This is a genomic window from Nostoc sp., from assembly GCF_036917375.1.
Lineage (GTDB): Bacteria > Cyanobacteriota > Cyanobacteriia > Cyanobacteriales > Nostocaceae > Nostoc.
Genome location: NZ_JBALDN010000077.1, coordinates 54,922 through 69,773, shown reverse-complemented (window position 1 = coordinate 69,773; position 14,852 = coordinate 54,922). Strand labels below are relative to the sequence as shown.

At 42.6% G+C, this 14,852-nt stretch carries 13 protein-coding genes; 9 read left to right on the top strand and 4 right to left on the bottom strand.

Annotation, left to right across the window (positions count from 1 at the left end; translation table 11 throughout):
• Window positions 1-81 precede the first annotated feature (81 nt).
• The 4 genes from V7K45_RS19895 to V7K45_RS19880 all read left to right on the top strand — a co-directional run bounded on the left by V7K45_RS19895 (window position 82) and on the right by V7K45_RS19880 (window position 4,980).
• On the top strand, window positions 82-1,386 hold the full coding sequence (locus V7K45_RS19895; RefSeq protein WP_335006405.1) for an O-acetylhomoserine aminocarboxypropyltransferase/cysteine synthase family protein: 1,305 nt from the start codon (window positions 82-84) through the stop codon (window positions 1,384-1,386).
• 217 nt (window positions 1,387-1,603) lie between these two features.
• Window positions 1,604-2,683, top strand: coding sequence for a homoserine O-acetyltransferase MetX (metX, locus tag V7K45_RS19890; protein ID WP_335006403.1), 1,080 nt, complete (start codon window positions 1,604-1,606; stop codon window positions 2,681-2,683).
• Window positions 2,684-3,049: 366 nt separating this feature from the next.
• Window positions 3,050-3,688 (top strand): YybH family protein, encoded by a 639-nt coding sequence (locus V7K45_RS19885; protein ID WP_335006401.1) that lies wholly within the window; start codon window positions 3,050-3,052, stop codon window positions 3,686-3,688.
• A gap of 8 nt (window positions 3,689-3,696) precedes the next feature.
• Window positions 3,697-4,980 (top strand): glycosyltransferase, encoded by a 1,284-nt coding sequence (locus V7K45_RS19880; protein WP_335006399.1) that lies wholly within the window; start codon window positions 3,697-3,699, stop codon window positions 4,978-4,980.
• 248 nt (window positions 4,981-5,228) lie between these two features.
• Here the strand turns inward: V7K45_RS19880 and glmM are convergent, their stop codons facing one another.
• Window positions 5,229-6,701, bottom strand: a complete 1,473-nt coding sequence (glmM, locus tag V7K45_RS19875; RefSeq protein WP_335006397.1) for a phosphoglucosamine mutase — start codon at window positions 6,699-6,701, stop codon at window positions 5,229-5,231.
• Window positions 6,702-7,273: 572 nt separating this feature from the next.
• Here glmM and V7K45_RS19870 point away from each other — a divergent pair.
• The 4 genes from V7K45_RS19870 (at window position 7,274) to V7K45_RS19855 (ending at window position 12,545) form a co-directional block, all read left to right on the top strand.
• Window positions 7,274-7,990 carry a biliverdin-producing heme oxygenase gene (locus tag V7K45_RS19870; RefSeq protein WP_335006395.1) on the top strand — a complete coding sequence of 239 codons (717 nt, stop codon included), beginning with the start codon at window positions 7,274-7,276 and terminating at the stop codon, window positions 7,988-7,990.
• An 872-nt stretch (window positions 7,991-8,862) separates the two neighbouring features.
• A complete protein-coding gene (gene sfnG, locus V7K45_RS19865; RefSeq protein ID WP_335006393.1) occupies window positions 8,863-9,960 on the top strand; it encodes a dimethylsulfone monooxygenase SfnG in 1,098 nt (365 codons plus the stop codon).
• A 55-nt stretch (window positions 9,961-10,015) separates the two neighbouring features.
• Entirely contained in the window at window positions 10,016-11,224 is a 1,209-nt protein-coding gene (locus V7K45_RS19860) for an SfnB family sulfur acquisition oxidoreductase (protein ID WP_335006391.1), read from the top strand.
• 136 nt (window positions 11,225-11,360) lie between these two features.
• Window positions 11,361-12,545, top strand: a complete 1,185-nt coding sequence (locus tag V7K45_RS19855; protein ID WP_335006389.1) for an acyl-CoA dehydrogenase family protein — start codon at window positions 11,361-11,363, stop codon at window positions 12,543-12,545.
• Here the strand turns inward: V7K45_RS19855 and V7K45_RS19850 are convergent.
• The 3 genes from V7K45_RS19850 to V7K45_RS19840 form a co-directional block, all read right to left on the bottom strand.
• Window positions 12,536-12,697, bottom strand: a complete 162-nt coding sequence (locus V7K45_RS19850) for a hypothetical protein (RefSeq protein ID WP_335006387.1) — start codon at window positions 12,695-12,697, stop codon at window positions 12,536-12,538. The two genes, V7K45_RS19855 and V7K45_RS19850, sit on opposite strands and share 10 nt — an antisense overlap.
• Before the next feature lie 83 nt (window positions 12,698-12,780).
• Complete coding sequence (locus tag V7K45_RS19845) at window positions 12,781-13,377, bottom strand: hypothetical protein (RefSeq protein WP_335006385.1); 597 nt, start codon at window positions 13,375-13,377, stop codon at window positions 12,781-12,783.
• 28 nt (window positions 13,378-13,405) lie between these two features.
• Window positions 13,406-13,669 carry a hypothetical protein gene (locus tag V7K45_RS19840; protein ID WP_335006383.1) on the bottom strand — a complete coding sequence of 88 codons (264 nt, stop codon included), beginning with the start codon at window positions 13,667-13,669 and terminating at the stop codon, window positions 13,406-13,408.
• 107 nt (window positions 13,670-13,776) lie between these two features.
• Here V7K45_RS19840 and cobW point away from each other — a divergent pair, with 107 nt between their 5' ends.
• Window positions 13,777-14,817 carry a cobalamin biosynthesis protein CobW gene (cobW, locus tag V7K45_RS19835; RefSeq protein ID WP_322671684.1) on the top strand — a complete coding sequence of 347 codons (1,041 nt, stop codon included), beginning with the start codon at window positions 13,777-13,779 and terminating at the stop codon, window positions 14,815-14,817.
• Window positions 14,818-14,852: the final 35 nt, after the last annotated feature.

Below are 14,852 nucleotides of genomic sequence, written 5' to 3'. Positions count from 1 at the left end.
TCCAAATTACAGTTGATTCATCCAAAATAAGGCTCAATCATTATTAATTGTTTGTATAAATGGAAACTCAAATAACTGCTTATGTCAGAACAATATCGTTTTGAAACCCTGCAAGTTCATGCTGGACAAGAGCCGGCTCCTGGAACTAATGCTCGTGCTGTACCGATTTACCAAACGACTTCCTACGTTTTTGACGACGCCGACCACGGAGCGCGGTTATTTGCTCTCCAGGAATTTGGTAACATTTACACCCGCATCATGAACCCGACGACGGATGTATTTGAAAAGCGGATTGCTGCTTTAGAAGGAGGTGTAGCAGCATTAGCAACCGCTAGTGGTCAAGCGGCGCAATTCTTGGCAATCAGTACCATCGCTCAGACTGGGGATAATATTGTTTCCACTAGTTTTCTGTATGGTGGAACATATAACCAATTTAAAGTTTCTATACCACGTTTAGGTATTAAAGTCAAGTTTGTTGAGGGAAATGACCCAGAAAGTTTTCGTCAAGCGATCGACGATCGCACCAAAGCCCTATACGTTGAAACCATTGGCAATCCTCAATTCAATATTCCCGACTTTGCCGCTTTAGCTCACATTGCCCACGAAAACGGCATTCCTTTAATTGTGGATAATACCTTCGGTGCTGGTGGGTATTTAGCTCGACCAATTGAACATGGTGCAGACATTGTAGTGGAATCTGCAACTAAATGGATTGGTGGACATGGTACTTCCATCGGTGGCGTAATTGTCGATTCTGGCAAATTTGACTGGGGTAACGGCAAATTTCCCCTATTTACTGAGCCAGCACCCGGCTATCATGGGCTAAATTTTCAAGAAGTGTTTGGCCCTAGTGGAACATTTGGCAACATTGCCTTTATTATTCGCGCCAGAGTCGAGGGATTACGGGATTTTGGCCCAGCTTTGAGTCCATTTAACGCCTTTCTGTTACTGCAAGGATTAGAGACTCTCTCGCTACGTGTCGATCGGCATGTAAGTAATGCCCTAGAATTGGCTCAGTGGTTAGAGCAACAAGAGCAAGTATCTTGGGTTAATTATCCCGGACTTCCCAATCACCCCGATTATGAACGAGCGAAGAAATATCTCCGGCATGGGTTTGGGGGAGTTTTAAATTTTGGCATCAAAGGTGGATTGGAGGCAGGTAGAGCTTTTATTAATCATGTGAAACTAGCGAGTCATTTAGCAAATGTTGGTGATGCGAAAACTCTCGTCATTCATCCCGCTTCTACAACCCATCAACAGCTAAGTGATGACGAACAGCTTTCAGCCGGTGTGAAACCCGATTTGGTGCGAGTATCGGTGGGAATTGAACATATCGACGATATCAAAGAAGATTTTGAGCAAGCATTCCAGCAAGTTAAGAGTTAAAAAATGGGGAATGGGGAATGGGGCATTGGGAATGGGGCACAGGGGAAAAACTTACTGCAACTTCTCCCCTACTCAATACTTGTCGGGTTTTGGGGGAAAGGGAAAAAGTTAAAGGGGAGAAAAACCTTATATATCGAGCTTTCCAACCCTTTTCCCCTTACCCTTTTCCCTTTAACCAAGCAGTATTGCTCCCCTGCCCCCACTCCCCACTCCAGATATGATCTACTCAGACTTCATCTCACCGCAAACCCAGTTTTACCAACTGACAATGCCATTTCAACTAGAAGGCGGCGAAACATTAATTGGGGTTCAGGTTGCTTATCGCACTTGGGGACAGTTAAATGCTCAAGGCGATAATGGGGTACTGATTTGTCATGCTTTAACTGGTTCGGCTGATGCTGATGATTGGTGGGAACCTTTATTTGGTTCAGAGAAAGCCTTCAATCCAGAACGCGACTTTATTGTATGCAGCAACATTTTGGGAAGTTGTTACGGCACAACTGGGCCAACTACTATCAGCCCCATAACGGGAAATCCTTATGGTGTATCCTTCCCTAAAATTACAATCCGAGATATGGTTCACCTGCAAGTTGCACTATTAGAATACCTGGGTGTTCAATCTCTGCGGTTAGTAATTGGTGGCTCGCTCGGTGGAATGCAAGCACTGGAGTGGGCGTTGTTATATCCAGAAAAGGTGGAAGCGATCGCACCCATTGCTGTTTCTGGCAGACATTCAGCTTGGTGTATTGGATTGAGTGAAGCCCAAAGACAGGCAATTTATGCCGATCCAAACTGGCAAGGAGGGAACTATACTCTGGAGGCGCCGCCAAACCAAGGACTAGCAGTAGCGCGGATGATGGCGATGGCTACTTACCGTTCTTGGGATAGTTTTACAAGCCGCTTTGGACGCGAGTATGATGCATCTGAACAGTTTACTGTAACCAGTTACTTACAGCATCAGGGTCAAAAGCTAACAGAACGATTTGATGCCAACACTTACATCACTCTCACCCATGCAATGGATCGCCACGATATTGCACGCGATCGCACCAGTCCTGATTTGTCAGATTATGAATCTATTCTGCAAAGCATCCAGCAACCAGCTTTAGTTGTTGCAATTGATTCTGACATCCTCTATCCTCCAGTAGAACAACAAGAATTGGCAAATTTAATCCCTAATGCTCAACTGGCGTGCCTGAATTCAACCCACGGACATGACGCATTTTTAATTGATATGGCTGCATTGAATGAACTGCTGATCTGTTTTCAGCAAAGTTTAGATTTCTCAGCCTCCTAACTCAATAACCTCATTTTGTAGAGTATGTTATCGCGTCAGAGTAACCCACCGTCAAAGATTTTCGGTGAGTTAGGAATAAATTCCATAACGCACCCTACCAAATTAAAGCTTGTGTATATGGAAAAAATTTTTTATAGAGTGGCGACAGTCGCGGGAGTTGAGATTTTGCGACAGCGCCAACTAAAACATAGTGTACCAGATTTGTGGCGAGTATCTGCGGAAAGCTTCCTACCTAATTGTTGAGCGTAGTCGAAACATCTTTGTAAAAATTATTTTAATCAGCCCTAGTCAACAGAAGTGGCAAAATGTGGGTATTAAAATTAAAACAATTATCGGTAAGCGTCACCCAATCTACAGGTTTTTTAGATGATGAAACAGAGACGAGCAAGCATATACAAATGCACTCAGCTACTTTGGAGTGTTTTGTTAGTGTTGGGAATTTGGAATCTACCCCAATCCGCTCTAGCAGATGTCAACCCACAGGAGATAAATGCAATTATTCGCACGCGGGATATTGCCCTGCAAGCCCTAAACACTCGTGATTTTGCCAAAATACAGCCTTACTTGCATCCAAATTTTACAATCACAACAGTTGATAATCAGATTTTTCACAAAGTTCCTGAGTTTGAAAAGTACTGGAATCAGCAGTTTTCCAGTTCCATTAAAGATATCCAAATGCAACTAAAAGGAGATACTATAAGAACATTTCTTACTCCAGAAATAGATATTGCCTCTGGAGAAGCGATCGCATCCTTTTCTTTCAAAGATGGGAAAGCGGCTGATATGGCGTTGCGATGGACAGCAGTGCTGCAAAAACTCCAAGATAAATGGACGATTCAATCGCTACATTTCTCCTCCAATCTGTTGAATAACCCAGTGTTGAATGCTGCCCAACAATTGGGGCGCATTCTAGCAGTTGCAGCAGGTGTAGGCGGTTTCCTTTTGGGAGCAGTGACGATGCTATTATTACGTCGCCGGACTAAGCCACGAACCGAAAGGATATAACAAATAAAGTGGGAAGAAGTATCTATCAGCCTAGTAAAAATATTAGCTTTCATCGCCGTCTCAAAGCAACCATAGTAGTTTTATTAGTTTGGGGTGGTGTGAGTTTGCTGCACTGGCTACCAGAAACACAATGGTTGATGCTGGGATTAACGGCAATCCTGACTGTGCAAACGTTACGGATGCTGTTAGCTAAACCAGCTGCGGCAGTGATGGAGAGTGAAATTTATTTACCGTCAGTCTCGATTTTAGTTCCGGCTAAAAATGAAAGTCCAGTCTTGGCTAATCTAGTTTACAGCTTATGCCAACTGAATTATCCCAGCGATTCGCTAGATATCTGGGTTGTTGATGATGGTAGTACTGACGAAACTCCTCAAGTTTTGAAAGAATTACAAACTCAATTTCCAGCTTTACGAGTTCATCGACGGGAATCAAAAGGTGGTAAATCAGGCGCATTGAATGCAGTGTTTCCCTTTACTCAAGGGGAGATTATCTTAGTCTGTGATGCAGATGCTCAGTTAAGAGCTAATTTTCTCCGGCAAACAGTACCTCTGTTTCAGAAGCAAGCGATCGGTGCAGTGCAAGTGCGAAAAGCAATTTCTAATGCTAATACCAATTTTTTAACCCGTTGTCAGCAGATGGAAATGTGCTGTGATAGCTTTCTACAAACCCATCGCATTGCTATTGGTGGCATGTCTGAACTGCGCGGTAATGGGATGTTAGTTCGTCGGGAATTGTTAGAAAAGTGTCAAGGTTGGAATGAGAACACTGTCACCGATGATTTGGATCTTTGTTTCAAACTTTATTTAGCAGGTACGGAAATTGAGTTTGTTACAGTTGCATCAATTCAGGAAGAAGGTGTAACTACTTGGGAAAAACTTTGGAATCAACGCTGTCGTTGGGCTGAAGGTGGCTATCAGCGTTATCTAGATTATTTTCCGCAAATTTTTACTTTAGGTTGGGCAAAAGAAATTGATTTAATATTATTTTTTATATTGCAATTTCTTCTACCAATTGGACTAATACCTGACTTACTTTGGACAATATTTTATAGCCATCATCCAGTTCTGTTTCCCCTCCAGACACTACTCAGCATCATTCTGACAATTGCTTTTATTGCTGGACTTTACCAATTTCAAAATTTACGAGGATGGTCTTTGGTTTGGGCAACAATTCAAGGGTCATTATACATGGTGCATTGGATTCCTGTGATGATTGTGGCCACTTCAAAGATGTGTGTGCAAAAGGAGCGATCGCGCTGGGTAAAAACTGAACATAGGGGAGGATTTAATTGAAGGAAAAATTATTTAGTAAAACAATGTTGTCTCCCTGAATTTAAGTATTTTTATCTTGTGTATTTTTATCAATTATCAAATCTAATTACAATTTTCATCAAAAAACCTTAACCGAAACGTATTGGATAATTCAGGTTTAATAGGCAATCAAAATGTCACAGCTTCTAGACATAACCAAGGGTGGTTAATTCGTAGAAGCTGTGATTAAACTTGGGTTTTTTTGCAGATGAGATGAAATATTAGCTAATTTAATCCATCAGATGCTGCTGTACTTTGGAAACTAGTTCATTTGTCCAGTAGTTGGCGAGTTCGGCATTGGCTGCTTCCACCATTACTCTGATGACTGGTTCTGTGCCAGAGGCGCGAACCAAAATTCTGCCGGAATCGCCCATTGCAGCTTCAGCAAGAGCGATCGCTTGTTGCACAGGTTGGCAATCTTGCCATCCCAAACGGCGATCGCGATCGACAACGCGCACGTTCCGCAACAATTGTGGATAGGTTTGGAAGCTTCGATCTACTAATTCGCTCAAGGGAACACCCGCCTCTTTCACCAAAGATGCTATGTGTAACGCGGTTAACAAGCCATCTCCTGTGACGGCATAGTGACGGCAAAGAATATGCCCTGATTGTTCGCCACCTAGCATTCCCCCAGTGCGCTGCATTTCTGCTTGTACGTATTGGTCGCCAACTGCGGTACGAATTAAGTTTCCACCAATTTGCTGCCAAGCTTTCTCAAAGCCTAAGTTGGCCATGACTGTAGATACAATCAAGTTGTTTGGCAATTGGTGGTTTTGTTGTAATTGTCGTCCCCACAGGTAGAGAATATAATCGCCGTTAACTTGCCTGCCTGTATTATCTACTGCTAAGACGCGATCGGCATCGCCATCGAAGCCAAAGCCGATGTCGGCGTTGTGTTCTTGTACCGTTGCTGCCAAAATGTCTAGGTGCGTGGAACCGCAGTTAACATTAATGCGATCGCCATCTGCTTCGTTATGCAAGCAGATTACCTCCGCCCCCATTTGTGTAAATACTGATGGTGCTAACCCAACTGCGGCTCCCCACGCCAAGTCTAAAACAATCTTCATTCCCTGAAGATTTAGGGCACCGTTTAAGGGTTTTTTCAACGCCGAGCTATAATCTTCCACTAACTCGAAACGTGAGTAATGCCGTCCGCAATTACTGACTCTAGCGATCGGTGATATCTTGCCACGCAGTCCCGCTTCAATTTCTGTCTGCAATATTTGCGGCAACTTCCCACCATTGGCACCAAAAACCTTAATCCCATTGTCTTCTGGAGGATTATGGCTGGCAGAAATCATCACTCCGCCAATGGCATCAGTGACGCTGGTGAGATAGGCAACGCAAGGAGTCGGACATAATCCCAAATACCAAACCTCTAACCCCGCTGCTGTTAACCCTGCACTCAAAGCCATTGCCAGCATATCGCTGGAGTTTCTAGAGTCCTGTCCGAGAATGACTGGCCCTACTTGAGTAGCATGGTTACGTAAAACAATCCCCGTCCAAAAACCAACTTGCAATGCTAAAGGCGCATTCAGTAATTCTCCGACTCGTCCGCGAATCCCATCTGTGCCAAATAAAGGATTTGCTGGTAATGGGATTAAATTCAGTCCAAAACTGCTCTCAATCCCTTTGCCCAATCCCTCAACTTCAGAAGTAGAACCCCCAGAAATGCCCGATGTCCGAGTTATAGATGAAACCATATTTTTAAACACTCCACACAATCACAATGAAAAATAAATAGCACTTAAGACTTTATTCAGCAATTTTGACATGCTTTTTCTCTTTAGAAATTCATTTTAGAGCGAGCCATCTTTACGTAATAATACTGAATTATTCTTTCTTGGATTGTAAATCTTTGATAAAATCAGTATTGGTTTTTACTTTATTAGTAAAGTTTCCACATCTTAGCTAATTATTCCTTTTATGCCGACAACTTTCGTTTTGATTTTTATCTGTATTAGTTCACACTTTACAATCCTATTACCAAGTAACTATGTAATAAATATTACTTTTTGTATATCACAAAATTTTTCATCCAAGCTGAGAATGAAAGCAAAATTCAGCTAATAACAACAAAAAATCAAAATACTGAAATCTAAAATTCTGTTCTCTTAGCCATGTTGTTGTGTAAAAAACTACAAAATCATCGCAGCTTAAAAAATTTTAATATAAATTCTCATCAAATAGTTTTAAGGTAACGTTTTAATGGCCTTTTTAGCCGTTAGTGAATCAAAACTCCGGCAGTAAACTTTTTAAAGTTGAGAAATTTAGCATGAGCAGCAATTTAGCAACCAAATTACGTGTAGGCACTAAGAAAGCCCACACAATGGCAGAAAATGTAGGTTTTGTCAAGTGCTTTTTAAAAGGAGTAGTGGAAAAAAACTCTTACCGGAAACTTGTTGCTAACTTCTACTTCGTCTACTCAGCGATGGAAGAGGAGATGGAAAAGCACCGCCAGCACCCGATAGTTTCTAAAATTAACTTTCCTCAGCTAAACCGCAAGCATAGCCTAGAACAAGACCTAAGTTATTACTTTGGTGCAAACTGGAGAGAGCAAATCAAACTATCTCCCGCAGGTGAAGCTTATGTACAACGAATCCGAGAAATATCTGCTACAGAACCGGAATTATTAATCGCCCATTCATACACTCGTTACTTGGGTGACTTATCCGGCGGACAAATTCTCAAAAATATTGCTGTAACAGCAATGAATTTGTCTGATGGACAAGGCACAGCCTTTTATGAGTTTCCAGAAATTCCTGATGAGAAGGCATTCAAAGCCAAATATCGGCAAATTTTGGATGAATTACCCCTTGACGAGGCGGCAACCGATCGCATCGTTGATGAAGCTAACGCCGCCTTTGGCACGAACATGAAGCTATTCCAGGAATTGGAAGGTAATTTAATTAAGGCGATCGGTGTGATGCTATATAATAGTCTCACACGGCGTCGTACACGCGGTAGTACTGAACTCGCCACTGCTGAATAACCGTGTTGAGATTGCGGAGTATGGTGTGTGGAGTCATAAATTCAGATAGCCTGATGAAGGATAATTCATAGGTGTTTCTGAGGAAAGAGCGAACAACGCTTAAAATATTTAGGGGCAATAGCCCTGTGACTGCTTTTGATTCGTGAAAGCAAGCATGGGGAAATTGCCCCTCAATTTTGATTTCATGGGGAATTGGGAAGATAAGTATCTCGATTCAGATCCCAACCAAATTTTGAAGTATTTTCTAGTTTAGTGGTTTACACTAGCACATTTATTAAGAAGGGGAAGGGGCAAGGGGAAAGGGCAAGGGGGAAGGGGGAAGGCAAAAAGGTAAAAACCTCGCCCGCAAGTGGCGCGACCTAATTCATCCCTTTTCCCTTTAACCTTTAACCTTTTCCCCTCTTTGTTGTGTATAGTTGCAGATGATACACCAGAAGCATTTATTTATCGCGATATGGAATAGTATCGATGCTTTGTCGAGTTCTGACTCGTGGTTGTTCTGACTGAATTGGGCTGATAAGCAGCAAATATAAAATAATTCAATACTCAGTAAAAGTCGGCAGTATTCCATTTTGGAATACGGAAATGGAATTTAAGTATATCGAGTGACGACATCGAAAAAATTGTCGCGATCGAGTCTGATTCATTAAAAATACGGCAATACGATAGGTTTATGGTATATTACCACCATAAGAAAATTGTCTACTTATAAACCCAGAGTAGTTTCCAGCCGCTCTCAAGCTTTCGATTTTGACTAAAATTTTGCCCGATCGAGTTTTGGCTGATTTGTTAGCGATGACAAATTAGGCTTTGTTACATCACTTGCCAAGTGAGAGAAATAACCAAGCAGTTTCAATTACAAACGCACAATTATGGTAGATATTAAGTTCGCATACTGGATTCCCAACGTTAGCGGGGGGTTAGTTGTTAGTAAAATTCCCCAACGGACAGATTGGACTTACGAATACAATGCTCAACTGGCTCAAACAGCAGAAGAAGTCGGGTTTGAATATGCTCTAGCACAAGCTAGATTTATCGCCAGCTACGGCGCTGAGTACCAGCTAGAGGCATTAACAACCGTGTCAGCGTTGGCTCCAGTCACCAAGAAATTAAAGTTGATTGCCGCAGTTCACCCTGGATTGTGGCATCCGGGAGTAGTTGCCAAAATCGGTGCTAGTATTGATTTTCTCTCTAACGGTCGGTTTGCTCTGAATGTAGTTAGCGGCTGGTTCAAGGGTGAATTCACTATATATGGTGAACATTGGTTAGACCATGACGAACGCTATCGTCGTTCAGAAGAATTTATCCGCGTTCTCAAAGGTTTGTGGACTGAGGATGAGTTTCACTTTAAGGGCGACTTTTACCGGATTAATGGCGGTTGGGTGAAGCCTAGACCAATTAATCAGAATCCACACCCGGAGATATTCCAAGGTGGTAACTCTAAGGCGGCGCGACGTATGGCTGGCCGGGTTTCTGATTGGTATTTCATGAATGGTAACACCATAGAAGGTGTGAAAGAGCAGATTGAAGAAGTGTCTGCATTAGCGAGTCTTGAAGGACGCAAAATTAAGTTTGGCCTGAATTCCTTTATCATCGTGCGAGATACGGAAGCAGAAGCTCATGAAGTATTGCGCGATATTATTGCCCAAGCCGATGTAGAGGCGGTGAAAGGATTTGGCGAAGCCGTGAAACAGGCGGGATCTTCGACTCGTGAAGGTCAGGGAATGTGGGCTAATTCCAATTTTGAAGACTTAGTGCAGTATAACGATGGCTTCCGATCGGGCTTGATTGGCACACATGAACAAGTAGCTGAAAAGATTCGCCAGTTTTATGAAGCGGGAGTCGATTTAATTTTGGGCGGCTTCTTACACTACACAGATGATCTTCCAGCATTTGGTAAGACAGTAATACCAATTGTGCAGGAACTGGAAGGTAATCGTCGTTCAGCTGATGAGTTAATTGCGGTGTAGCTGGTTCGTTTTTCTGTTGTTAGTTATTTAATCACAATCAAGAAGGAATTATGTTATGACATCAGTAATTAATACTGAACAGAAAGCGCATATTATTCGGGATGACAAAGAAGCGATCGCGATCGCTCACGAACTAGCAGCTGAGTTTGCCAAGGGAGACTCAGAACGCGACCAAAATCGGCGTTTGCCTGCTGAGGAAGTAGAAAAGTTCTCCCAGAGTGGATTGTGGGGAATTACAGTCCCGAAAGAGTATGGCGGTGCTTTTGTATCCAATGTCACCTTAGCAGAAGTAGTTAAAATCATCTCCGAAGCCGACTCTAGCCTCGGCCAAATTCCCCAAAACCACCTCTATATGGTGGAAGCAGTTCGCTTGGATGGCACAGATGAACAGAAAAAGTTCTTCTTTGATTTGGTTCTACAAGGTAAACGGTTCGGTAACGCCTTCTCGGAAATTGGCACTAAATCTGTCACTGATGTCCAAACAAAATTAACACCAGATGGATCTGACTTTGTACTCAATGGACGCAAATACTACTCTGCTGGGGCATTACTAGCACATTGGGTTCCTGTCATTGCCAGTAATCCAGATGGTAAGACAGTGGTGGCATTTGTCGAAAGAGATGCTCCAGGATTGACGCTACTTGATGACTGGACGAGCTTCGGACAGCGTACCACTGCTAGCGGCACTACTATTATTGAAAATGTGAAAGTTAAGGCAGAATATGTAATTCCGCACTACTTAGCCTTTGAAAGAGCTACTCCAATGGGTGCGATCGCCCAAATCATCCAAGCCGCCGTAGACGTGGGAATAGCTAAAGCCGCAGTCCGTGACACCATCTACTTTGTCCGCAACCATACTCGCCCTTGGGTTGACAGCAATTTAGAAAAAGGATATGAAGATCCGCTAACGCTCTATAACTTAGGCAATGTGCAAATTCAAGTTCACGCTGCGGAAGCATTGCTGCGACGTGCGGGTGAGTTTATCGATATTGCTAACGAGTCAGGTTTAGAAGAACCCAAGGTAGTTGAAGCATCGATCGCTGTTGCAGAAGCCAAAGCATTGGCGACGGAAGCAGCATTACTAGCTACCAACAAGTTATTTGAACTAGCAGGTACTAAATCCACATTGGAGCAATTCAACTATAATCGTCACTGGCGAAATGCCCGCGCTCACACACTCCACGATCCCGTCCGTTGGAAATACTACGCTGTTGGTAACTACTTTCTCAATGGTGTCTATCCTCCACGCCATCCTTGGCTATAATTGCCGTATTTTCTTATTGGGGTGAAGCATTCAGAGGTAATATTTACCTAAATGCTTTGCCCTTGATAAATCCAACATTACTCAAGTCGATAATATGAGCGTCTTAGAATAAGGTTGGTAGGAGAAGTTGCAAAGTATGCCATTAATCGAAACTAAAGAATCTCAAAATTATCTTGATTTAGCTAAGTCTTTGGCAGGGGAATTTGCCCAGACTGCTGTAGAGAGGGATGTACAAGGGGGAACACCAAAGCACGAACGCGATCGCTTGCGTAAAAGTAACTTGCTAAAACTAATCGTACCCACCGAATACGGTGGTTTAGGGCAAAACTGGATTACCATTCTGCAAATTACCCGCGAGTTTGCCAAGGTTGATAGTTCAATTGCTCACGTTCTTTCTTACCACCACTTAGGTGTAGTAATTCCGCATATCTTTGGTTCGGCAGAGCAAAAACAGCGATATTACTCAGCAACTATTCAAAATAATTGGTTTTGGTGCAATGCTCTCAACCCTTTAGATAAAAGAGCTACTCTGACACCGGAAAATGATTATTTCCGTCTCAACGGCATTAAAAGCTTTTGCTCTGGCTCTCAAGACTCGGATATATTGCCGATCGGTGCCATTCATCAAGAAACTGGCGAATTGAATATTTTGGTAATTCCTACCCAACGACAAGGCGTTACTGTTCATGATGATTGGGATAATATCGGGCAACGTCAAACAGATAGTGGTAGTGTTACTTTTGAGAATGTGTTGGTGTACCCTAACGAAATTCTTGGTAGTAGAGATAAACTCAGTCAACCCTTCAACACTATTCGCGCCTGCTTAACTCAATTAAATCTTGCTAATATCTACTTGGGAATTGCCCAAGGAGCATTTGAAGCTGCTAAAACATATACTGCAACTAATACAAAACCTTGGCTGACATCAGGTGTAGAAAGTGCAACCCAAGATCCTTACATCCTCCAGCACTATGGCAAAATCTGGGTTGAACTTCAAGCAGCTAAGAGCTTGACTGAGCAGGCAGGAGAATTACTACAAGCGGCTTGGGAAAAAGAATGGTCGCTCACCGCCGAACAACGTGGGGAATGTGCGCTTTGCGTTGCTACTGCCAAAGTTGCAGCGACTAGGGTCGGTTTAGACATTACTAACCGTATTTTTGAAGTTATGGGCGCACGTGCTACTGCGGCAAAGTATGGCTTCGATCGCTATTGGCGTAATCTCCGCACGTTCACTCTCCACGATCCGGTAGATTACAAAATTCAAGAAATCGGAAATTGGGCGTTAAACGATCAACTGCCAAAACCTAACTTTTATTCATAGATATATCGCAATGTTTTTACCACCTTTTGGCAAATTCCCAGAGCTTCATCTAGATTCTCTTGTTGAGCAAGTGCTTCACTTAATTTACTGTAAGAATAATCCGTAAGTTCTTTGGTAAAAGCTTGACGGTAAAGAGCGATCGCTGCTGCCAATGTCGCGCAATCAAGGTGCGAGGTCGTCCCTGCGATCGCTCTACTGATTATGGATCGTGCCGAGCTTACAGTTTAAAGATTTGCTAATCTTCGTTAGGAAGCATATAGCAGGTAACTGAACCTTTATGCTCAATAGTCACAGCGTACTGTGAGAGAAGTTCCTCTGACCACATCGGCTCGGACGCACGCTGAACTCCAGGCTCATCACCAACCCAAGGAGGAGCCGCAGTATAGAAGTCTTTGCCGTTAAGTTGTCTAGAAAGCCACTCTATACCTTCATAGTTACAACGACCCGCTCCAATAAACTCACCTTGTCTATCGAAAAGTTCTATAAACCGACCGCTATTGTCCCATCCATCATCAACATATCCCTCTATCAAAAGAGCAAATGAATCTGAAGATTCAACAGGAATTTTTACCAAGTACAGATTGTTAAGGTTGTATTGAGAGTACCAAAGGTGGCGATTATAACTTTTAGCTACAGACTGAGGAATATCTTGCTCAATTCTTTCGATCTCTACACAATTGAAAGTAGTATCAGTAGATAGCGTTAATAGTTGAACACTTGCAATTCGACACTCAGGAAAGAAATTACAGAACGAGTCTGATAAATAGTAAAGTTTGTTAAGTTCTGTTGAATAAAATTGTCTAACTACAGACTTTCGGATAGCTAAATTCATACACTTTACACTCTTGCGTACTATCAGCTTAAGCTTGGCGATAAGCAGCGATCGTCTCTGCAATTTTGCCTTGGTTAGATAGGATATCTGCCAGTTTGGCGTAAGCGGAGCTGTTTTTGGCATCCCGTTCAATCAAACTCCGCCAAATATTAGCGGCTTCTTCATAATTTTTCACTTCTTCGGCAGATGTTGCTTTTTGTTCCAACTCCTCTACCGTTTGTGCCAGACTGATTTGAGGAATTAAGGCCAAACCTAAACTCAACAATAACGGCAATATTTTCAGGTTTACCATAGACTTTCAGCTTAAAATAACTAAGTCAATCTTCAAACCAAGCTTAATCTCAGTATTTAAGTTTGTAACCCGTAAAACTTACCATACTGGGTAAATCAGGCAAAAATATGGCTACGAAAATTCCTGTCACAGTAATTACAGGCTTCTTAGGTAGTGGAAAAACCAGCCTAATTCGCCACCTGCTACAAAACAACGAAGGACGGCGTATTGCCGTTTTAGTCAATGAATTTGGCGAACTCGGTATTGATGGTGAATTATTAAAATCTTGTCAAATTTGCCCCGAAGATGGTGAGGGTGACACTAATATCTTTGAATTAACCAATGGCTGCTTATGCTGCACCGTGCAGGAAGAGTTTTACCCGACGATGCAAGAGTTAATCAAGCGGCGAGATAGCATCGACTGCATTTTGATTGAAACCTCTGGTTTAGCCTTACCAAAACCACTAGTGAAGGCTTTTCGTTGGCAAGAAATTCGCAATGCCGCCACTGTGGATGCAGTGATTACCGTGGTAGATTGTGCGGCGGTAGCAGCCGGGACATTTGCTAGCGATCCAGATGCGATCGCAGCCCAGCGACAAGCAGATGATAATCTAGAACACGAAACACCCTTGCAAGAACTGTTTGAAGACCAACTTGCTTGTGCAGACTTGGTGGTGTTGAATAAAATTGACTTGGTAGATGCCGAGACAAAAGCCAGAGTTGAGGAATTGATTAAGCAAGAGTTGCCCAGAGTGGTGAAAATTGTTGAGAGCGACCGTTCTCAACTAGACGCATCTATATTATTAGGATTCCAAGCCGCAGTTGAAGACAATTTAGATTCTCGTCCTAGTCATCACGATACTGAAGAAGACCACAATCACGACGAAGAAATTACTTCCGCTAATTTAATTTTGGATCGTACCTTTGACCCCGAAAAGCTGCAACAACAGTTGCAAACATTGGTACAACAACAAGAAATTTACCGGATTAAAGGCTTTGTCGCAGTGCCAAATAAATCCATGCGCTTAGTGATGCAAGGCGTGGGAACTCGATTTGATAAATTTTACGATCGCCCCTGGAAACCAGAAGAAGCTAGGCAAACGCGCTTAGTTTTCATCGGACGTGATTTGAATTCTTCTGAAATCGAATCACAACTTGTAGCTTTATAAGTATATCCAGATCCCCGACTTCTTAAAGAAGTCGG

Coding starts and splice junctions, on each gene's coding strand:
- V7K45_RS19855 (WP_335006389.1), top strand. CDS start 11,361: ATGCCATTAATCGAAACTAAAGAATCTCAAAATTATCTTGATTTAGCT.
- sfnG (WP_335006393.1), top strand. CDS start 8,863: ATGGTAGATATTAAGTTCGCATACTGGATTCCCAACGTTAGCGGGGGG.
- V7K45_RS19845 (WP_335006385.1), bottom strand. CDS start 13,377: ATGAATTTAGCTATCCGAAAGTCTGTAGTTAGACAATTTTATTCAACA.
- glmM (WP_335006397.1), bottom strand. CDS start 6,701: ATGGTTTCATCTATAACTCGGACATCGGGCATTTCTGGGGGTTCTACT.
- V7K45_RS19895 (WP_335006405.1), top strand. CDS start 82: ATGTCAGAACAATATCGTTTTGAAACCCTGCAAGTTCATGCTGGACAA.
- V7K45_RS19885 (WP_335006401.1), top strand. CDS start 3,050: ATGATGAAACAGAGACGAGCAAGCATATACAAATGCACTCAGCTACTT.
- V7K45_RS19840 (WP_335006383.1), bottom strand. CDS start 13,669: ATGGTAAACCTGAAAATATTGCCGTTATTGTTGAGTTTAGGTTTGGCC.
- cobW (WP_322671684.1), top strand. CDS start 13,777: ATGGCTACGAAAATTCCTGTCACAGTAATTACAGGCTTCTTAGGTAGT.
- V7K45_RS19870 (WP_335006395.1), top strand. CDS start 7,274: ATGAGCAGCAATTTAGCAACCAAATTACGTGTAGGCACTAAGAAAGCC.
- V7K45_RS19860 (WP_335006391.1), top strand. CDS start 10,016: ATGACATCAGTAATTAATACTGAACAGAAAGCGCATATTATTCGGGAT.
- metX (WP_335006403.1), top strand. CDS start 1,604: ATGATCTACTCAGACTTCATCTCACCGCAAACCCAGTTTTACCAACTG.